General features: G+C 61.1%; 17 protein-coding genes and 2 tRNA genes. 2 read left to right on the top strand and 17 right to left on the bottom strand.

Annotation, left to right across the window (positions count from 1 at the left end; translation table 11 throughout):
• Positions 1 to 11: 11 nt before the first annotated feature.
• The 12 genes from ABDZ98_RS09490 to recJ form a co-directional block, all read right to left on the bottom strand.
• On the bottom strand, positions 12 to 260 hold the full coding sequence (locus tag ABDZ98_RS09490; RefSeq protein WP_343806883.1) for a hypothetical protein: 249 nt from the start codon (positions 258 to 260) through the stop codon (positions 12 to 14).
• A gap of 181 nt (positions 261 to 441) precedes the next feature.
• Positions 442 to 1,131 carry a phosphate regulon transcriptional regulator PhoB gene (phoB, locus tag ABDZ98_RS09495; RefSeq protein ID WP_343806886.1) on the bottom strand — a complete coding sequence of 230 codons (690 nt, stop codon included), beginning with the start codon at positions 1,129 to 1,131 and terminating at the stop codon, positions 442 to 444.
• 92 nt (positions 1,132 to 1,223) lie between these two features.
• Positions 1,224 to 1,892, bottom strand: coding sequence for a phosphate signaling complex protein PhoU (gene phoU / locus ABDZ98_RS09500; RefSeq protein WP_343806889.1), 669 nt, complete (start codon positions 1,890 to 1,892; stop codon positions 1,224 to 1,226).
• Complete coding sequence (pstB, locus tag ABDZ98_RS09505; RefSeq protein ID WP_425543034.1) at positions 1,892 to 2,698, bottom strand: phosphate ABC transporter ATP-binding protein PstB; 807 nt, start codon at positions 2,696 to 2,698, stop codon at positions 1,892 to 1,894. Before pstB ends, phoU begins: the two co-directional genes overlap by 1 nt.
• On the bottom strand, positions 2,695 to 3,939 hold the full coding sequence (pstA, locus tag ABDZ98_RS09510) for a phosphate ABC transporter permease PstA (RefSeq protein ID WP_343806892.1): 1,245 nt from the start codon (positions 3,937 to 3,939) through the stop codon (positions 2,695 to 2,697). Before pstA ends, pstB begins: the two co-directional genes overlap by 4 nt.
• Positions 3,932 to 5,317, bottom strand: a complete 1,386-nt coding sequence (gene pstC / locus ABDZ98_RS09515; RefSeq protein ID WP_343806896.1) for a phosphate ABC transporter permease subunit PstC — start codon at positions 5,315 to 5,317, stop codon at positions 3,932 to 3,934. The genes pstA and pstC overlap by 8 nt, the downstream gene beginning before the upstream one ends.
• Before the next feature lie 18 nt (positions 5,318 to 5,335).
• Complete coding sequence (locus tag ABDZ98_RS09520; RefSeq protein ID WP_343806899.1) at positions 5,336 to 6,382, bottom strand: substrate-binding domain-containing protein; 1,047 nt, start codon at positions 6,380 to 6,382, stop codon at positions 5,336 to 5,338.
• A 158-nt stretch (positions 6,383 to 6,540) separates the two neighbouring features.
• Complete coding sequence (locus ABDZ98_RS09525; RefSeq protein WP_343806902.1) at positions 6,541 to 7,905, bottom strand: porin; 1,365 nt, start codon at positions 7,903 to 7,905, stop codon at positions 6,541 to 6,543.
• 133 nt (positions 7,906 to 8,038) lie between these two features.
• Complete coding sequence (locus ABDZ98_RS09530; RefSeq protein ID WP_343806905.1) at positions 8,039 to 9,220, bottom strand: sensor histidine kinase; 1,182 nt, start codon at positions 9,218 to 9,220, stop codon at positions 8,039 to 8,041.
• Between the two features lie 74 nt (positions 9,221 to 9,294).
• A tRNA-Glu gene (locus ABDZ98_RS09535) sits at positions 9,295 to 9,369 on the bottom strand.
• Between the two features lie 52 nt (positions 9,370 to 9,421).
• A tRNA-Glu gene (locus ABDZ98_RS09540) sits at positions 9,422 to 9,496 on the bottom strand.
• 80 nt (positions 9,497 to 9,576) lie between these two features.
• The gene (recJ, locus tag ABDZ98_RS09545; RefSeq protein ID WP_343806908.1) at positions 9,577 to 11,358 is read right to left on the bottom strand and encodes a single-stranded-DNA-specific exonuclease RecJ; all 1,782 of its coding nucleotides are present in this window, start codon (positions 11,356 to 11,358) and stop codon (positions 9,577 to 9,579) included.
• A 299-nt stretch (positions 11,359 to 11,657) separates the two neighbouring features.
• On the opposite strand from recJ, the gene ABDZ98_RS09550 reads away from it, so the two are divergent.
• On the top strand, positions 11,658 to 12,329 hold the full coding sequence (locus ABDZ98_RS09550) for a hypothetical protein (RefSeq protein ID WP_343806911.1): 672 nt from the start codon (positions 11,658 to 11,660) through the stop codon (positions 12,327 to 12,329).
• Positions 12,330 to 12,385: 56 nt separating this feature from the next.
• A complete protein-coding gene (locus tag ABDZ98_RS09555; RefSeq protein WP_343808921.1) occupies positions 12,386 to 12,892 on the top strand; it encodes an AHH domain-containing protein in 507 nt (168 codons plus the stop codon).
• Positions 12,893 to 12,981: 89 nt separating this feature from the next.
• Here ABDZ98_RS09555 and leuA read toward each other — a convergent pair whose 3' ends face one another.
• From leuA to ilvB, 5 genes are all read right to left on the bottom strand, one after another.
• Complete coding sequence (leuA, locus tag ABDZ98_RS09560) at positions 12,982 to 14,667, bottom strand: 2-isopropylmalate synthase (RefSeq protein WP_343806914.1); 1,686 nt, start codon at positions 14,665 to 14,667, stop codon at positions 12,982 to 12,984.
• Positions 14,668 to 14,951: 284 nt separating this feature from the next.
• Entirely contained in the window at positions 14,952 to 15,605 is a 654-nt protein-coding gene (locus ABDZ98_RS09565) for a YceI family protein (RefSeq protein WP_343806917.1), read from the bottom strand.
• Between the two features lie 88 nt (positions 15,606 to 15,693).
• Positions 15,694 to 16,713 carry a ketol-acid reductoisomerase gene (gene ilvC, locus ABDZ98_RS09570; RefSeq protein WP_343806920.1) on the bottom strand — a complete coding sequence of 340 codons (1,020 nt, stop codon included), beginning with the start codon at positions 16,711 to 16,713 and terminating at the stop codon, positions 15,694 to 15,696.
• Positions 16,714 to 16,866: 153 nt separating this feature from the next.
• Entirely contained in the window at positions 16,867 to 17,382 is a 516-nt protein-coding gene (gene ilvN, locus ABDZ98_RS09575; RefSeq protein ID WP_343806923.1) for an acetolactate synthase small subunit, read from the bottom strand.
• Positions 17,382 to 19,124 (bottom strand): biosynthetic-type acetolactate synthase large subunit, encoded by a 1,743-nt coding sequence (gene ilvB, locus ABDZ98_RS09580; protein WP_343806927.1) that lies wholly within the window; start codon positions 19,122 to 19,124, stop codon positions 17,382 to 17,384. The genes ilvN and ilvB overlap by 1 nt, the downstream gene beginning before the upstream one ends.
• Between the last annotated feature and the right edge of the window lie 41 nt (positions 19,125 to 19,165).

The raw sequence follows: 19,165 nt of genomic DNA on the forward strand, positions 1-19,165 counted from the left end.
GCAACTGCCTGTTACGGGCTGGCAGGAAGATCCGGAACGCTGCCACCTTCGCCGCTTTCGATCACGACGATGATGCCGATACCTGCGAGCAACGCGATCAGCGCAACAAGCATGTCTGAACCGCCACCCGTTTCTTCAGCGGTCGAAACCGATGAAGCAGTACGGTTAGGTCCTGCAAACGCGATCGGAGCAGCAGATGCAACAACCGAAGAAAAAGCTAGGCCACCGGCGACACTGCATGCGATAATTTTCTTCAACATCCTACCTCACTCACTCTAATAAAGAATTTCGTTGTCTTGCGTCTAGTGCAATGCACAAAGGCACGTCAAGTTCCAACCGTCCCCAAAAATGCATAATCTGCCTTGTCGTTCACTATCTTCGGGCACTGCGGCAAAAAACCAACACCATGAATATGGTGGAAAATCTCGCCGATTGGCAAAATCACACCGGTTCCAGCGCATAACCGGCGGAACGCACCGTGCGAATGGGGTCGCGGACATTTTCCACCGCTATGGCCTTGCGCAGGCGGCGAATATGCACATCAACCGTGCGTTCTTCAATTTCGCTTCCCGTACCCCACACTGCATCAAGCAGCTGGCTGCGCGAAAACACCCGTCGCGGATGCTCCATGAAGAACTTGATCAGCCGGTATTCGGTCGGGCCGATCTGCAACTGCCGGCCACGCCGCTCCACCCGGTGCGCCACCGGATCGAGCTTGATGTCTCCCGCCTCGATCGTCTCTCCGGCCAGTGCCGGGCGCACGCGGCGCAGGACGGCGGCCACGCGGGCGAGCAGTTCGCGCGGGCTGAACGGTTTGGTGACATAGTCATCGGCGCCCGTTTCCAGGCCGCGCACCCGGTCATCTTCTCCCTCACGCGCGGTCAGCATGATGATCGGGACATGCGCAGTGGTCTTTTCGCGGCGCAGGCGGCGGCACACTTCGATGCCGCTGATGCCCTCCACCATCCAGTCGAGGATAACCAGATCGGGCGCCTCTTCCAGGGCGAGCACCATGGCTTCCTCACCATCGGCGGTGACGCGCACGTCATAGCCCTCGCTTTCAAAGCGGTATTCGAGCAATTCCGCAAGGGCGAGATCGTCTTCGACGAGCAGCAGCTTGGGCGCGGACATATTCCTGACCTCCGTTTATCAGCCCCCTGGGGCGCAACGAATCGGCCTGGGGGCTGGTGACCCCAATATGTCAGACAAGTGACAGTTATGTTTCAGCGGTCAATATCGCTGGGATAAGATCCGACTGCTGCAAAATGTACCATCTCGGCCACATTGGTGGCGTGGTCGCCAATCCGTTCAATATTCCGCGCCACGAACAGCAATTGCGCGGCGCTGCTGATGGTGGCCGGATTTTCAACCATGTAGCTGACAAGATTGCGGAAAATACTGTCATAGAAGGCATCGACCTTCTCATCGCGGGCGATCACCTCGCGCGCCACGATGGGATCGCGCGCGGCATAGGCGGTCAGCACGTCATGCACCATTTCCGCCGCCACTTCGCCCATGGCGGGCAGCAGGGTTAGCGGTTCGAACCGGGCGCGTCCTTCGATGCGGCCGGTGCGCTTGGCGATGTTCTTGGAATAATCGCCGATCCGTTCAATCACGCCGGCGATCTTCAGCGCGGCGATGATCTCTCGCAGATCGTCAGCCATCGGTGCGCGCAGGGCCAGCATGCGCACGGCCATGGCATCCACTTCATATTCCAGCGCATCGAGCTTGACGTCACGCTCCACCACCTTGAGCGCCAGTTCCTCATCGCCGGTGACGATGGCTTCCAGCGCCTCATGGATGGCCAGTTCGGCCAGGCCGCCCATTTCGGCAATCAGGCCGCGCAGGCGGGTGATGTCTTCATCGAATGCCTTGACTGTATGTTCTGCCATTACCCGTACCGACCTGTGATATAATCCTGGGTGCGTCGCTCCCGCGGATTAGTGAAAATGTCCGATGTGTGTCCATACTCGACCAGATCACCAAGGTGGAAAAAGGCCGTCCTCTGGGACACACGCGCGGCCTGCTGCATCGAATGGGTAACGATCACGATGGCATAGCGGCCCCGCAATTCGTCAATCAGTTCCTCGATCTTGGCCGTGGCGATCGGATCGAGTGCGCTGCACGGCTCATCCATCAGGATGACTTCGGGGTCCACGGCAATGGCGCGGGCGATACAAAGGCGCTGCTGCTGACCGCCGGACAGGGCCGTTCCTGAATCCTCCAGCCGGTCCTTCGCCTCTTCCCACAGGCCGGCGCGGCGCAGGCTCTTTTCCACAATCGCCTCAAGGTCCGCCTTGGACTGGGCCAGGCCGTGGATCCGGGGCCCATAGGCGATGTTCTCGAAGATCGACTTGGGGAACGGATTGGGCTTCTGGAACACCATGCCCACGCGCGCGCGCAGCTGCACCACGTCCATGCCTGAATGGTAGATATCCTCTCCATCCAGTTCGATCACACCTTCGACGCGGGCCGAAGGGATCGTGTCATTCATGCGATTGAGCGAGCGCAGGAAGGTGGACTTGCCGCAACCCGACGGGCCGATGAAGGCAGTCACATGTTCGGTATGGATGTCGATGGAGACGTCGTCGATCGCCATCTTGTCTCCGTAGAAGACCGATACGTTGCGCGCACGGATCTTCGCATCCGCCGGATTGTCGGTGGACTGGAGGCTGGCGGGGTCGCTTTTATTGGTCACCATTTTTTCTCGAAACGGTTGCGCAGATAGATGGCCAGGCCATTCATCAGCAGGAGGAAGATCAATAGCACGATAATCGCCGCGCTGGTGCGTTCAACGAAACCGCGATCAATTTCATCAGACCACAGGAATATCTGCATCGGCAGGACAGTGGCGTTGTCGGTAAAACCCGATGGCGGCGTGGCCACGAAGGCGCGCATCCCGATCAGCAGCAGCGGCGCGGTTTCACCCAGCGCGCGCGCCATGCCGATGATGGTGCCTGTCAGGATACCGGGCAGCGCCAGCGGCAGCACGTGGTGGAACACCACCTGCACCGGGGAGGCACCGATGGCCAGCGCGCCGTCACGGATCGAAGGCGGAACCGCCTTGATCGCATTGCGGCCCGAAATCACGATTACCGGCATGGTCATCAGTGCCAGCGTCATCCCGCCGATCAGCGGCGCAGAGCGGTAGCTGGGGAACAGCCACAGGAACACCGCCAGACCCAGCAGGCCAAAGATGATCGATGGGACCGCTGCCAGATTGTTGATCGAGACCTCGATCAGGTCCGTCCAGCGATTGCGCGGGGCATATTCCTCAAGATAAAGCGCTGCCATCACGCCCACCGGGAATGCCAGCAGCAAGGTGACGATCATGGTCAGGATCGAACCCTTCAGCGCCCCCCAAACACCCGCAAGTTGCGGATCGGTGGCATCGGACCGGGCCAGGAAGCCGGTATCGAACGAATCGTGCAGCACGCCGCGATCGGCCAGCTCGCGGGCCAGAGGCTGAAGATCCGCCTGTCCGTCACCGGCATAGGCAGACGCCATGTCCTCACTGGTGGGCAGGGCAAATTCCACCTGCGTTGTCAGCAATGACGGGTCGGCGAGCAATGCGCTCGCCACATCGCGCCAGGCTTCGCTGTTTACATGCGCTGCCCCCTGCGCGCCCAGCGATTGCTCGGCGGCATACTGGACGACTTCGGGCAGGCCCTGCGTCTGGAGCGAGCGCAAGGCATCGGCTTCAGCCAGGCCGGGTGAGATGCTGAGCGCGGACTGCGCAAAATCCACCTGCACGTCCATCACGGTGCGCTGGAAACCGCCTATGCCGTTCATCAGCATGGTGACCAGCAGGAAGAACAGCACCGCCACGGAGAACAGCACCGCGGAAAGGCCAGCCAGCTTGAAACGCTTCTCCGCCGCGTAGCGCTGTTTCATCCGCACCTCGAAAGCCGGGGTCCTGGTGGGGGCAACATCACTCATAGGCTTCGCGGAACCTCTTCACCACGCGCAGGGCGATGAAATTGAGCAGCAAGGTGACCATGAACAGCACGAAGCCGAGCGCAAATGCGCTGAGCGTCGCGGGATGGTCGAAACTGCCTTCACCCGTCAGCATGGCCACGATCTGGAAAGTGACCGTGGTCATCGCCTCCAGCGGATTGGCGGTGAGATTGGCCGCAGCGCCTGCTGCCATCACCACGATCATGGTTTCACCAATGGCGCGGCTGACGGCGAGCATGATGCCGGCCACGATGCCGGGCAGGGCGGCGGGCACCAGCACGCGGCGGATCGTTTCATTGGTGGTCGCGCCCATCGCCAGCGAACCATCGCGCATGGCCTGCGGCACGGCGGCGATCGAATCGTCGGCCATTGAGGAGACGAAGGGAATGATCATCACTCCCATCACCAGGCCGGCGGCCAGCGCACTTTCGCTGGATGCATTGGTGATGCCGACAGACATGGCCACATCGCGAATGGCCGGGGCCACCGTCAGCGCGGCGAAATAGCCATAGACCACGGTGGGAACACCGGCGAGAATCTCCAGCGCGGGCTTGAGCCAGCTGCGCACGCGGGGATCGGCATATTGGGTGAGGTAGATGGCGCTCATCAATCCCAGCGGGATGGCCACGATCATGGCAATGATCGCGCCGATGAAGATCGTGCCCCAGAACAGCGGGATCGCGCCATAGCGGCTGCCGTCGGGACTGTCGGCGGAGCTCATCGGGTCCGGGCCCCAATGGGTGCCGAACAGGAAATCCACCGGAGAGACCATGCCGAAAAAGCGGAACGTCTCGAACACCAGCGTTATGAAAATACCCAGCGTGGTGAGAATGGCGACCAGCGATGCCAGCAGCAGCACCAGCAGGACCGCGCGTTCAACGCGGGTGCGGGCGGCAAAATCGGGCTTCAGGCGCAGGAATGCCCAGGCCGCGCCGGCAAAGGCCAGCAGCAGCGAAACCAGCAGGCCGATCAGGTTGTAACGGGCAATCCCTTCCTTGAAGGGTTCCACCAGCGCACGCGCCTCGTCGGTGAACACACGGTCTGTCTGACCGGTGGCGAAGGCGTGCGCTTCACCAAGTATGGTGTCACGCTGCATACCGAAGGCGGGCAGCTGATCCGCAGCCGGACTGGCCATCACATGCTGGATCACCAGATTGGCGGAGATCGAATCCCACACCGCCAGGAAGATCAGCATCGGCACGGAGATCCACAGCGCCGCATACCAGCCGTGGTAGTTGGGCAGGGAAGCGAGCCGCCCCTTGGGAGCAGCCCGCCTGAAAGCCCATGCACGCGAACGGGCCACCAGCCATCCGGCAAGCCCAAGCCCGATGGCCAGGAGAAGCGGAATAGCTGGTGACATTATCGAGTCATTCTGACCTTATTCGAAGTCCGCGGCGGTTAGCACGGGAAGTTCGGTGATTGCTGCGTTCATGCGCGCCATAACGTCATCAGGATTTGCGACAAGTCCGACAGAGGCGAGCGGACCGCCCACTCCCCAACTTTCCGCCCATACGCCAAGAAATTCCTCGATTCCGGGAATGGCGCCGATGTGATCATTCTTCACATAGACGAACAGCGGACGGGCGCCGGGATACACGAAGGTCGAGATATTGGCATATGTCGGTTCGACACCGTTCATCCGCAGACCGTGAACGCGGTCGGCATTTTCTTCCAGATAGGAATAACCGAACACGCCGATCGAGTTGGGGTTGCCGCCGATCTTCTGGACGATCAGATTGTCCTGCTCACCCTGATCGACATAGGCGCCGTCAGAACGCACTTCGGTGCAGATCTGGTCATAGCGGTCCTTGTCCTCGTCCTTGATGGCTTCCATCGCCGGGTCGGCCTTGCAGCCCGCTTCGAGGATCAGTTCCTTCAGCGCGTCACGCGTGCCGGAGGTTGACGGAGGACCATAGACCAGGATCGGAAGATCGGGGAGCGAGGGATCGACATCGTTCCAGTTCACGGCCGTCTGCGCTTCACCATAAGGGTTGGCAGCCAGCGCGCGGTAGACGATTTCCGGGGTCAGGTTCATGTCGATGCCGCCCTGTGCCGAAGCAAAGGCGATCCCGTCCAGGCCGACCTGAAGCTCGGTGATGTTCTCAACGCCATTGGCCTGACATTCGGCAAATTCGCTGGCCTTCATGCGGCGCGATGCATTGACCATGTCGGGCGAATCGGGGCCGACGCCCTGGCAGAACAGGTTCATGCCGCCACCCGTTCCGGTCGATTCGAGCACTGGCGAACCATATTCCGGGAAAGAGCGCGAGAAGGTTTCCGACACCACCTTGGCAAAGGGATAGACGGTGGACGAGCCGACAATGCGCAGGCTGTCACGCGTGCTGGTGGAGCCGGACTGGCTGCCACAGGCGGCCAGGGCCAGTGCGCTAAGGGTGAGGGCGGCGATATGCAATTTCATTTTCATCATGGGTTCCATTTCACATTCAAAGTGGCGTTAGATGTGCTGTATTACGGAACGACGACAGATTTTTGACATGTGGTTGTCACATACGTCATTTGCTCTGTCAGGTCGAAATCCCGGGGTCAAATTTGGGGGTCAAATTTCAGGATCAGATTTCAGGATCAGAAATCGACCTGGGCCCGCACACCGGCAACATCTGCGCTGTACGATCGGCTGCCGGACGGCAGGGCGATGACCGCGTCATCATACTCAAGGTGGCCGTAGTTGAACGAAAGCCTGGTGTAATCGGTGGGCACCCAGATCAGCGATGCGAGATAGCCGTTCTGCTGCCCGCCGATGATCGTCCCGTCGGCAAGGTCGAGATAATCGTAGCGCAGGTTCACCTCGATCGCGCCGATGCCGCCTTCATCAATCGGTGAATTCGGGCGGGTGCGGTCGAACTTGCTGCCCTTGTAACCGCGGCTGTCACCGCCGGTGAGGTAGTATCCGACCTCGGCATAGCCGCCGAAGAAAGTCGGATCGGTCATGCCGGCCGGCCTGTCGACATTCTGCCAGTAGGCCTCGCCTGCGGCATGGAAAGGCCCTGCGATTACCGCCGCTTCAAGCCCGGCACCAAATTCGCTGTCAGCGGCCAGATTGCCGGTATTGATCAGCCTTTCGGAGGTGAAATGCACAAGCGGGCGCTGGCGATAGCGCACGGTATTGCCCGATTCGAGCTGTGCCAGATGCAGCGATCCGCCCAGATGCAGCTGGGTATCGCCCAGCTTGGGAGAATAGACCGCACGGCCATCCAGGCTCCAGTTCTTGCCCGGCAGATCGTCAATATTGTCCGAGAACACACCGCCCTGCAGCAGCAGGTCGCCGGTCTTGTATTGGGCGGAAAGGCCAAGGCGGCGCTCGAAACCGAAGGCATCGGTAAAGGCGGCCCGCTCAATGAAGGAGGAGAAGCGGCTGCTGGTCAGTTCTTCCAGACCCTGGAAGTTGTTGTGCTGGCCGGCGGTCAGTTCCAGCCCGCCATCCTCATAGGTAATGATGGCATCGGTCAGCTCGGCGGAATTGCCGGCGAAATCCACTTCGAACTTATAGCCAAAGCCGCCGGGGATATCGCCCGACATGCCAAGGCGTGCACGGCGAATTTCGCTGCCAAAGCCGTCGCTGGCGGCCAGTCCGGCGGGCAGGCTGGTGAAACCGGTATCCACCATGATCCGGCCAAACGGCTTGAAGCTCCAGCCTCCTGCGCCTTCGATTTCAGGGGCGCCGGCAAAGCTGATTTCGATGCCGTCATTCGCGGCAGGCGCAGGTGCTGCAACCGGCGCGCTTGCGGGCGTGGCGGCAACGGCTGGCGCTTGCGGCGCAGTGGGGGCGGCATGCTGATACTGGTCCAGTCGCTGTGACAGTTCCTGAATCTGCGCCTGCATGGCGGAAACCTGGGCGCGCAGGCTTTCAATCTCGCTATCCTGTGCGTGAGCGGCAGGCGCGATGAGGAAAGTGCTGGCGAGCAGGGGGAGGGCGTATTTCTTAATCAAGGCCGGGACTCCATTTCAGTCCAATATGTGACATGTGCGTGGCCCCGGTATGACCATGTGTTTACAGTTTTGTGACACTATCCACAGAACAGTTCATCAAACTGCCACGTTTGTTGAATTCGCAGGGGAAATATCAGTCTTCGAGCAGTGGAATACGCACAGTGACGACCGTGCCCTGTCCCTGCCTGCTGCTGATATCGAGTCTTCCGCGATGGCGTTCGACAATATGTTTGACGATGGCCAGGCCCAGGCCCGTTCCGCCTGCCGCCCTGCTGCGACTGGGATCGGTGCGATAGAATCGCCTGGTCAGATGCGGCAGATGTTCGGGTGCAATCCCTTCGCCGCGATCCTGCACGGTCAGCACCGCCATGGCCCGCTCTCCCTGAGAGAGGGTGACGGTCACATTTTCCTGCGGACTGCCGTATTTCAGCGCATTGTCGACCAGATTGCGCACCAGCTGTTCAAGCTGCTTCTGGTCTCCGCGGATCATCATGGGGTCATCGGGCATGACCAGTTCGAGCCGGTCCTGCCGGTCCGGCCCGGCGCCATCGCCCGCCGCCAGCCGGATGATACTGCCAAAATCGATTCGTTCACGCGGCTGGTCGTGCTTTTCCGCTTCCACCCGCGAAAGCGACATCAGATCGTCCACCAGCGTCTGCAACCGGCGCGCCTCGCGCAGCACGGTGGCGTAGAACTTTGCCACCTGCTTGGGCGGCATGGCCTCACCTTCATCGGCGAGCGTTTCCATATAGCCGATGATGGAGGCCAGCGGCGTGCGCAGTTCATGGCTGGCATTGGCCACGAAATCGGTATGCGCGCGGCTGACATCGGCTTCGGAGGTGCGGTTGATCAGTTCTATCAGGCAATAACGCCCGTCGATCGGCTGGCGCGTCATCTGCCAATTGCTGCGCGGGCCGGTCAATCCCTGCACATTCACGCTGCCCCCGCCGGGCCTGCCAAGCAGGTCCACCGCCACCGGATGGCGAAAGGCCACGCGCGCGTCCTGGCCCACGATATGCGCGCCAATGGCTTCCCTGGCAGCGGCATTGGCTTCGATGATGCGGTTGCTGTCCAGCATCAATACGGGGAGGCCGGAATGTTCGATCAGGTCGCGCATGCCCGAACGGGTCAGCTGCACGCCTTCGGTTGGGGCGGCGGGGGCATCGCTGGGTGGCGGCGTGGCCAGCCAGAAGGATGCGCACCAGACCAGCACGATGGCGATCACGATCATCAGGTCAATCTGCGCAAACAGCAGGACGACGCCTGTAATCAGGGCAATGGCCAGTCCGGCTGTTGGTATTGAGCGCCCCTCCATGACGAGCAGTGCCTTAACCGCTCGCAGGGCACGGGGCTAGCGCGAAAGGAGCAACTTGTGATGATTGGACAACCTGGTGACCCCTACGAGAATCGAACTCGTGTTTCAGCCGTGAGAGGGCCGCGTCCTAACCGCTAGACGAAGGGGCCGGTAAGGGCCGGGCAAATGTCTTTCCGGATCATTTGCGAAAATCCGCACCGCTGGTGACCCCTACGGGAATCGAACCCGTGTTTCAGCCGTGAAAGGGCCGCGTCCTAACCGCTAGACGAAGGGGCCGTGAGCGGTGCGAGCGGCGCACTTAGGGGGGTGACGCGACATGGTCAAGCCCTGCTTGAGCCGGAATGCGGTCAAACGCTTCAATCAGCCCATGCGGCGTCTTCCAGATGCAGCTCTGCAGCGGGCCGCGCGCCCCAATCGTCAATCTTCGCGCGGCCGGCCAGCCACAGCTTGCGCCCCCTTGCACCGTGCAGCAGGGACTGGCCCAGCTCGCTCTCTGCCGCGCGGAAAGCGATCGCCTTGAAAGAGCCGCCATCATCGCCCGAAGCGATCAGCCGGACATGATCGGTGCCCACGATATCGGCCTTGACCAGCCGCACCGGGCCAACCGCCACGCGCGGTCCGGGCCAGCCAACGCCGAACGGCCCGGCCATATCGAGCGTTTCGACAAGATCGGGTGTCAGCCCGCGCGGCGCGATCGACAGGTCGAGCAGCAATGACCGCGATGCCGTCGCCTTGGCCACCGCACCGGCCAGCCGTTCATCCAGCCAGTCGCCAAAAGCGTCCAGCTGGTCGGCCTCGATGGTCAGTCCAGCGGCCATCGCATGTCCGCCGCCCGCCACCAGCAGGCCCGATTCGCGCGCGCCAATGATCGCCGCGCCCAGATCCACGCCGCTGATCGAGCGGCCCGATCCCTTGCCCTGACCATTCTCCTCATCCAGCGCGATGACGATGGAGGGCTTGCCGGTCTTTTCCTTGATCCGCCCGGCAACGATGCCAATCACGCCCGGGTGCCAGCCTTTGCCGGCAATCAGGTGCACGGCGCGGTTGTGCTGCGATGCCAGCTGTTCCTCCGCCGCCTCCTGCACGGCGGCTTCGATCCCGCGGCGTTCCTCGTTCAGGACAGACAATTGCTCGGCAATGACGCGTGCTTCCTCCGGATCATTGGTGGTCAGCAGCCGCACGCCCAGCGTCGCCTCACCCACCCGGCCACCGGCGTTGATGCGCGGGCCAAGGGCAAAGCCGCAATCGCTGCAACTGGGGGATCGGGTCAGGCGCGATGCGTCGATCAGCGCTGCCATGCCGATATTGCGGCGGTGAGCCATGACCTTGAGGCCTTGCGCCACAAATGCCCGGTTGAGCCCGCGAATGGCCGCGACATCGGCAACCGTGCCCAGCGCCACCAGATCGAGCAGCGAGAACAGGTCCGGCTCGGCCCGGTCCGCAAAGAAGCCGCGCTCTCGCAATGTTCTCACGATTGCCACCGCCAGCAGGAAGGCAACGCCGACGGCGGCCAAATGGCCATGCGATGCGGCAAGGTCGTTTTCATCAAGCCGGTTGGGATTGACCAGCGCGTATGTGCGCGGAAGCTCTGGAGAGCATTTGTGGTGATCCACCACGATCACATCGATCCCGGCATCGTGGGCGCTGGCCAGCGCTTCATGCGCCATGGCCCCGCAATCGACGGTGACGATCAGGCTGGACCCTGCGCGCCCGATCTTGACCAGCGCCTCTCCCGATGGGCCGTAACCTTCAAGCAACCTGTCCGGGATATAGTGATCCGCATCATGGCCAAGCATGCGCATCAAACGGATCAACAGGGCGGAACTGGTCGCGCCATCAACGTCATAATCGCCGTAAATCGTGGTTGATTCACGGGCGATGATCGCCTCGGCAATCCTCTGGGCCGCGCGGTCCATGTCCCGAAATTCGGATGGATCAGGCAGGAATCCGCGCAGATTGGGATCGCGGTGCCGGTCCAGATCATCACGCGCAACGCCGCGTGCCATCAGCAATTGACTGATTATATCGTGATCAAGCCCGATATGGTCTATCGTCAGCTCCATATTTCCACCAAGCCAATGCCAGGACTTGCCCGAGATCGAACGTTCGATACCTAAAACGGCTGCGGTTTTTTGCATGGGAATTGATTAGCCAATCGCGCGATGGGGGGGAAGCAGGCATCACCTCCTTTCGACAGGCGGTTAATCGTGGCATTTTGAAACGTGCCGAACTGAAGCGTTCATTTTGAACCCGTCGCTTCTTGTAGGACTCGACCTTAAGGCTCAATGAGGTCACTGTTCCTCGGTGACACTGTTAGACTGCGGCAAAGGGATTAGGCACTATAACCTTCGCGCAACGCCTGGATGATCATCGTCTTGATTATGCGGTCTCCCTGTTATTTGAAGCGGGAGCACGTCCGGATGCGCGTGCTGTATCGTTGCTCTCGAGGCGCGAGGAGAAGTTCACCGTCAGCATAGACGAGGAGATGGGCAAGGGCGATTTCAAGTGGATCGAGCTTCTGGCCAATGGTCTGACATTCGATCTTTCGGGCCTTGCACCTGGCACACCGCATGATTTCAACCGTCAGGGCCACAAATTCGGCTTTGAGAGCGATTTTGACAACAGCGACCTGGAAGCCCTGTCGATCAGGCCGGGGCCGCATCTGACCAGCGGCGGTGTGATGATCCCTGTCATACGGTGTCTGGCGTGGCTGGCCGCCCAGATGTCAGGCCTGCCGGGTCTCAAGGCGATTGTCTGGAATGCCGCGCGGACGACCTGTGAACCTGCCTATTTCCACGAATCGGTCATGCGCTGGATCAGTGGCGGCCCCTTTCCCGGTTTCGGCCTGACAGCACTGGTTCCGCAACCCGATGGGGCCATGATCAGTGAGGGGCTGACATTATTTACCGGTCAGGAACTGCGCCTTGATCGCGAACTGGCAAGCGACAAGCCGCAAGGCGCAAAAGTGGCATTGCGGTTAATACACTGGCTGGTGGAGAACGGCCGCATTGAACAAACCATGTCACTAACCGGACCAAGCGGTGAAACATTAGTGCTTGAGCCTGTTCACGAACAAGGCATTGTGAACGTGTGGAGAGGTTCGCGATAGAATCCTTGCGCGCAGACCAAAAGGTCACGGGCAAGAGGGCAGGTATTCGCCTGAAAATGCCGTTCCGGTCGGTTAACCGACCGGGGCAAGCTGGCTATCAGCCCGGAATGCAGCGCCATCACCTGCTGCCCAAACAGTTGCTGTCGCAAGGCAAATTCAAGAAATTGTTCGGTGTTCTGGGCCAGGACCGCATAGGTTTTGATGATTTTCGCCGCAACGGATTGCTGCTGCCAGCTATCGAACTGACATCTTTACGGTTGGGCATGCCCCTGCACCGGGGACCGCACCGGGCCTACAATGAAGTGGTGGCGGAACGCATCCACCAGATCGAGGCGGGCTGGGCAAAGGCGCGCGCCTTTTCGTCAGATCTGGCGGCCGGTCAGGCCATCATGAGGCTCGGCCTGTTGCAGAGTGCATTGCGCCGGCGCCTGCTCGCCCCGCGGCGTCACAGGTTGACGCTGAACAGCAAAGACCCGGTGGGCCAGGGCATCGACTTCAGCGCGCTGGACGCAATGGCCGAGGCCTTGTGGGAGGAGACCGAAGTCCCCTCCGCTCCGGCCTAGGCCCACCACCTGCCAGTCTGTGTTTCGCGGCGCGGCTGGTGCCACACGCCGCGAAACACAGGCTTGACTGTGGGCCTGGCAAAAAGGCCTTATCTGGAGCTGGCGTAGGCCCCGTTTGCGGCACTCAGGATTGCGCGTACGCTGGCGGTTGCCACGTCATCGTCTATGCCCACGCCCCAGCCGGAACGGCCATCGGGCAGGGCGCATTCGATATAGGCTGCGGCCTTGGCATCAACGCCCGATCCCAGTGCATGTTCGACATAGTCGAGCACTTCGAAGTCGAGATCGAAGCTGTCCTTCATGGTGGTCAGAACGGTGGAGAGCAGGCCTTTGCCGCGCCCTGAAACACGCTGTTTCACGCCATCGACCTCGATCGTACCGGTGAAGATGCGCGCACCGTCGCCAGCCTTGGATTCTTCATAGTCGATCAGGCGGAAGCGGCGCTTTTCCACCTTGACGAAATAGGCTTCGCGGAAACACTGCCAGATATCGGCGGCGTTCAGCTCCCGGCCCAGTTCATCGGCCATCTTCTGCACATGCCTGGAGAAGTCCGCCTGCAGCTTCTTGGGCAGTTTCAGGCCCTGGTCCTGTTCCAGAACCCAGGCGAAGCCGCCCTTTCCGCTCTGCGAATTGACCCGGATGACGGCTTCGTAATTGCGCCCCAGATCGGCCGGATCGATCGGCAGGTAAGGCACGCGCCAATGCTCGTCATTGCGCATGGCCTGCGCTTCGAAGCCTTTCTTGATGGCATCCTGGTGGCTGCCGGAAAAGGCGGTGAAGACCAGCTCGCCGCCATAGGGATGGCGCGGATGGACCGGCAGCTGGTTGCAATATTCGACCGTCTCGATGACCTTGTCGATATCGCTGAAATCCAGCCCCGGATTAATGCCCTGCGTGTACATGTTCATGGCGATGGTCACCAGGCAGCAATTGCCCGTCCGCTCGCCATTGCCGAACAGGCAGCCTTCAACCCGGTCCGCGCCTGCCATCAGGCCCAACTCCGCCGCGGCCACGCCTGTTCCGCGATCATTATGCGTGTGCAGGCTGATGATCGCGGCTTCGCGGTTCGGCAAATTGCGGCAGAAATACTCGATCTGGTCGGCGTAGATGTTGGGCGTCGCTGCCTCCACCGTGGCGGGCAGGTTGAGGATCAGCGGACGCTCCGGCGTGGGCCGCAGCACGTCCATCACCGCTTCGCAGACAGAGATGCTGAAATCCAGCTCCGCAGTCGAGAATGTCTCGGGCGAATATTCAAACTGCCAGTCGGTATCGGGGCGCTTGGCGGCCTCGTCACGCAGCAGCTTGGCGCCGGTGATGGCGATTTCGCGCACTTCATCCTGGCTCATCTTGAAGACGATTTCGCGCCATGCCGGGCTGACCGCATTATACAGGTGGACGATGGCCTGCTTTGCGCCCTCCAGGCTTTCAAAGCTGCGCGCGATCAGGTCCGCGCGGGCCTGCGTCAGCACCTGAACGGTGACATCGTCCGGGATGCGGCCGGATTTGACGAGGCCGGAAATGAAATCGAACTCGGTCGCGCCCGCAGCGGGGAAGCCGACCTCAATCTCCTTCACGCCCACTTCCAGCAGCAGGTCGAAGAAACGGTTCTTCTTCACCGCATCCATCGGATCGATGATCGACTGGTTGCCATCGCGCAGATCGGTGGAAAGCCAGCGCGGCGGCGCGGTTATTGTGCGCGAGGGCCATTGCCGGTCAGGCAGATTGACCTGCGGGAATGGCGAATATTTTCGGCTCGGATCTTTGAGCATGGGCATGGAAAAAGGCCTTATCGCTTATGCGCCGCGCGGCAAGGGGCGGCGTATTTTTTCAACTGTGGATTTGAAAAGCCCTTAGGCGGTGTGCACCTGCATTGCGCGCAGGGGCGGGGGCACGCCTAAGGGCGTGTAAGTCGAAGCAGCGATAGGAGCCCACGACAGGTCATGCCTCATCATATGCGGTCGTGGTTACCAAATGTCTAGTGCCGCAAACAAAAGGAGCGCGCGACCCGGTGGGATCGCACGCTCCTGTGTGGCGAAAATTCGCCTGAGATGGTTTGTGATTACTGCTTTTCGAAAGCAATCGTGATGTCGAGCTCAACCTCGTCACCCACCAGCGGGATGAAGCCGGCAAGGCCCCAGTCCGAACGCTTGATGGTGGTGGTGCCTTCAAAGCCGATGGTCTTTGCCTGGCTGAAGGGATTGGCACCTGCGCCCACGAACTGCGCCTGAACCGTCACCGGCTTGGTGACGCCGTTCATGGTCAGATCGCCAGTGATGTGCGCAGTGTGGTCACCGGTGGAGTGAACCATCGTCGATACGAAATGTGCGGGAGCCGGGGCCGGGCCGAAGAAATCGGGAGCAGCCGCGCCTTCACCGGCAGCGCGCAGCAGGTGATCGGTCAGCCCGGCGCTGGCGGTGGTGACAGAAGCGATCGGAATGGTCACATCAACCTTGGACGCGCCAATATTGGCCGGGTCCAGTTCCAGCGTGCCGGCTACATTGCCGAAAATGCCGAAATAATCGGTGAAACCGAAGTGGTTGACGCGCCAGCCGACCAGCGAGTGGCCGGGATCGGTCTTGTAGCTGCCGGCTTCGACGCGGCTTGCGTCCATTGCGCCGGGAAGCTGGGGCGGGCCGCCCTGGGCATGCAGGGCACCGAAGGATACGGCTGCAATGCCTGCGGTGCAGGCGAGGGCAAGAACTGTCTTACGCATGGTAAAGGTCTCCCAGTGGAATTGTCAGGTGCGCAATGTGGCGCGCCTATTTGACAAAGTCCACTGGGATTAGCTTGTACCGGCCCTATTAGTTCTTTTCCTGATCCACCAGCTTGTTGGCGCCGATCCACGGCATCATTGCGCGCAGCTGGGCACCGGTCTTTTCGATCGGATGCGCTTCGGCAGCCTTGCGGGCGGCCTTCAGCTCAGGCTGGCCGGCGCGGTTGTCGAGCACGAAGTTCTTCACGAAACGACCGCTGGTGATGTCTGCCAGGACGCGCTTCATCTCGGCCTTGGTGTCGGCGGTGATGATGCGCGGGCCGGTGGTGATGTCACCATATTCGGCGGTGTTGGAGATCGAATAACGCATGTTGGCGATGCCGCCTTCATACAGCAGATCGACGATCAGCTTGGTTTCATGCAGGCACTCGAAATAAGCCATTTCCGGGGCGTAACCGGCTTCTACCAGCGTTTCGAAACCGGCCTGGATCAGATGGGTGATGCCACCGCACAGCACGGCCTGCTCACCGAACAGATCGGTTTCGCATTCTTCCTTGAAATTGGTCTCGATAATGCCCGAACGGCCACCGCCAACGCCGCTGGCATAGGCCAGCGAGATGTCGTGCGCATTGCCGCTGGCATCCTGGTGGACCGCGATCAGGCAGGGCACGCCGCCGCCCTTCTGATATTCGCCGCGCACCGTGTGGCCGGGGCCCTTGGGGGCGATCATGATCACGTCAATATCGCCGGGCACTTCGATCAGGCCGAAGTGAATGTTCAGGCCGTGGGCGAAGGCGAGCGCGGCACCCGGCTTCATGTTGCCCTTGATATCGTCGGCCCAGATCGCGGCCTGATGCTCGTCAGGAGCGAGGATCATCAGGATATCGGCCCATGCGGCGGCATCCTTGTTGGACAGGACCTTGAAGCCTGCGCCTTCGGCCTTCTTCGCGCTGCCCGAACCGGGGCGCAGGGCGATGGCGACATTCTTCACGCCGCTGTCGCGCAGGTTCTGCGCATGGGCATGGCCCTGCGAACCATAGCCGAGCACGGCGATGTTCTTGTCAGTGATCAGGTTCAGGTCGCAATCAGCGTCGTAATAAACTTTCATCTTTTCCCTCATGCAGCCGGCAAACAGCGTTGCGTGGCTCTCTTTCTCTATCTGTGTGGTGGTGCCGTTACGCCCCGATGGCGTCCGGGGCTACGAAAAATTCCTTTGGCTGCGTCAAGCCGCCGCCGCTCAATCTGTCCCTCAGGCCATCCCTCAGGCCGCTTCGGCCCCGCGCATCATGCCCACGATGCCGGTGCGGCCCACTTCGACCAGCCCCAGTTCCCGCATCAGGGCGATGAAGCTGTCGATCTTGTCCGGCGTTCCGGTCAGTTCGAAAATGAAGCTGGAGGTGGTGGTGTCGACCACGCTGGCGCGGAACACATCGGCAAGGCGCAAGGCCTCCACCCGGTCTTCGCCGCGGCCGGATACCTTGATCAGCGCCAGTTCGCGCTCAACATGCGGGCCCGCCTGCGTCAGGTCGACAACGCGGTGCACGGGCACCAGCCGTTCCAGCTGCGCCTCGATCTGGTCGATCACATGCGGCGGACCGTTGGTGACGATGGTGATGCGGCTGAGTGCGTGATCTTCCGAAATATCGGCCACCGTCAGGCTGTCGATATTATAGCCGCGCGCGGTGAACAGTCCGGCGATCTTGGCCAGAATACCCGCCTCATTGTCGACGGTGATCGTCAGAACGTGACGTTCGGATTCGCGATGCTGGATCTTCATCACACCAGAGCCTTTGCTTCGTCTTCCATCGTACCGGCAACCTGATCGCCGTAGAGGAGCATTTCTGTATGGGCCGCGCCCGACGGGATCATCGGGAAGCAGTTGGCGTCCTTGGACACCATGCAATCGACCATCACCGGCCCGTCATGCTCCATCATCGCCTTGATGCCTGCGTCCAGCTCGCTTTCCTGCGTGATGCGTATGCCTTTCCAGCCATAGGCCTCGGCCAGCGCGACGAAATCGGGCAGGCTGTCCGAATAGGAGTTCGAATAGCGGCTTTCATAGGTCAGTTCCTGCCACTGGCGGACCATGCCCATATATTCATTGTTGAGGATGAACACCTTCACCGGCAGGCGGAACTGGCTGGCGGTGCCCAGTTCCTGAATGTTCATCTGGATCGATGCCTCACCGGCAATGTCGATCACCAGCGAATCCGGATTGCCCAGTTGCGCGCCGATGGCAGCCGGCAGGCCATAGCCCATCGTACCAAGTCCGCCGCTGGTGAGCCACTTGTTCGGCCCCGTGAAGCCGAAGTACTGTGCCGCCCACATCTGGTGCTGGCCCACTTCGGTGGTGATGATCGGGTCCACGTCTTTTGTCAGCGCGAACAGGCGTTCCACCGCAAGTTGCGGCATGATGGAGCTCTCGCTCGCCGGATAATCCAGGCTGTTGCGAGCCCGCCAGCCGGTGATGCGCGCCTTCCATTCGGAAATGTCCTGCGGCTTGCGCTTGCCCCATGCCTCTATCAGCTGTTCCAGCACGGTGGCGCAATCGCCGACAATGCCCAGATCGACCGGCACCACCTTGTTGATGGAGGCGCGGTCGATATCGATGTGGATCTTGGTGGAATCGGGAGAGAACGCATCAAGGCGGCCGGTCACCCGGTCATCAAAACGCGCGCCGATACACACCATCACGTCGCACTGGTTCATCGCCATATTGGCTTCCAGCGTGCCGTGCATGCCCAGCATGCCCAGCCAATCGGCGTGGTCATGGGGGAAGGCGCCAAGGCCCATCAGCGTGGAGGTGAGCGGTGCACCGGTCAGCTGCTGCAACTGGCGCAGCAGTTCAGACGCGCGCGGGCCGGAATTGATCACCCCGCCGCCGGTGTAGAAAATCGGCCGCTGGGCATTGGCGATCAGATCGATAGCCTCGGCAATCTCATCCGCCGCGGCAACGGTGCGCGGGTTGTAGCGCTTGTGACGCTGCACGGCACCTTCGCCGAGCGGGGCGGTGGCGACCTGCACATTCTTGGGAATGTCGATCACCACCGGGCCGGGCCTGCCGGTGGTGGCGATTTCGAACGCTTCCTCGATCGTGGCGGCCAGTTCCGACGGGTCCTTCACCAGATAGTTGTGCTTGGTGCAGTGGCGCGTCAGGCCAACGGTATCGGCTTCCTGAAAGGCATCGGTGCCGATCAGATTGGTGGCGACCTGTCCGGTGATGACCACCATCGGGATCGAATCCATGAAGGCATCGGCAATGCCGGTGATGGCATTGGTCGCGCCGGGGCCGGAGGTGACGAGCACCACGCCGGGCTTGCCGGTGGAGCGGGCATAGCCTTCCGCCGCATGGGCAGCGCCGGCTTCGTGCCGCACCAGAATGTGGCGGATGCGCTGGTCCGTGAACAGCTCATCATAAATGGGCAGCACCGCTCCGCCGGGATAGCCGAACACGAATTCGACGCCCTGGCGCACCAGTGTCTCGCACAATATCGCAGCGCCGCTGCGTTCCTCAGTCACAATTCCATCCTTCCTGAAATCGTCCGGTTCAGAATTGAATG

The organism is Alteraurantiacibacter aestuarii (assembly GCF_039523595.1).
GTDB classification, from domain to species: Bacteria; Pseudomonadota; Alphaproteobacteria; order Sphingomonadales; family Sphingomonadaceae; genus Alteraurantiacibacter; species Alteraurantiacibacter aestuarii.

Excerpts from the sequence above, each read along its gene's own strand:
- recJ (WP_343806908.1), bottom strand. The coding sequence starts at position 11,358 with ATGCAAAAAACCGCAGCCGTTTTAGGTATCGAACGTTCGATCTCGGGC.
- leuA (WP_343806914.1), bottom strand. The coding sequence starts at position 14,667 with ATGCCCATGCTCAAAGATCCGAGCCGAAAATATTCGCCATTCCCGCAG.
- ABDZ98_RS09530 (WP_343806905.1), bottom strand. The coding sequence starts at position 9,220 with ATGGAGGGGCGCTCAATACCAACAGCCGGACTGGCCATTGCCCTGATT.
- phoB (WP_343806886.1), bottom strand. The coding sequence starts at position 1,131 with ATGTCCGCGCCCAAGCTGCTGCTCGTCGAAGACGATCTCGCCCTTGCG.
- ABDZ98_RS09520 (WP_343806899.1), bottom strand. The coding sequence starts at position 6,382 with ATGAAAATGAAATTGCATATCGCCGCCCTCACCCTTAGCGCACTGGCC.
- ilvN (WP_343806923.1), bottom strand. The coding sequence starts at position 17,382 with ATGAAGATCCAGCATCGCGAATCCGAACGTCACGTTCTGACGATCACC.
- pstA (WP_343806892.1), bottom strand. The coding sequence starts at position 3,939 with ATGAGTGATGTTGCCCCCACCAGGACCCCGGCTTTCGAGGTGCGGATG.
- phoU (WP_343806889.1), bottom strand. The coding sequence starts at position 1,892 with ATGGCAGAACATACAGTCAAGGCATTCGATGAAGACATCACCCGCCTG.
- ilvC (WP_343806920.1), bottom strand. The coding sequence starts at position 16,713 with ATGAAAGTTTATTACGACGCTGATTGCGACCTGAACCTGATCACTGAC.
- pstC (WP_343806896.1), bottom strand. The coding sequence starts at position 5,317 with ATGTCACCAGCTATTCCGCTTCTCCTGGCCATCGGGCTTGGGCTTGCC.
- ABDZ98_RS09490 (WP_343806883.1), bottom strand. The coding sequence starts at position 260 with ATGTTGAAGAAAATTATCGCATGCAGTGTCGCCGGTGGCCTAGCTTTT.
- ABDZ98_RS09555 (WP_343808921.1), top strand. The coding sequence starts at position 12,386 with ATGCCGTTCCGGTCGGTTAACCGACCGGGGCAAGCTGGCTATCAGCCC.
- ABDZ98_RS09565 (WP_343806917.1), bottom strand. The coding sequence starts at position 15,605 with ATGCGTAAGACAGTTCTTGCCCTCGCCTGCACCGCAGGCATTGCAGCC.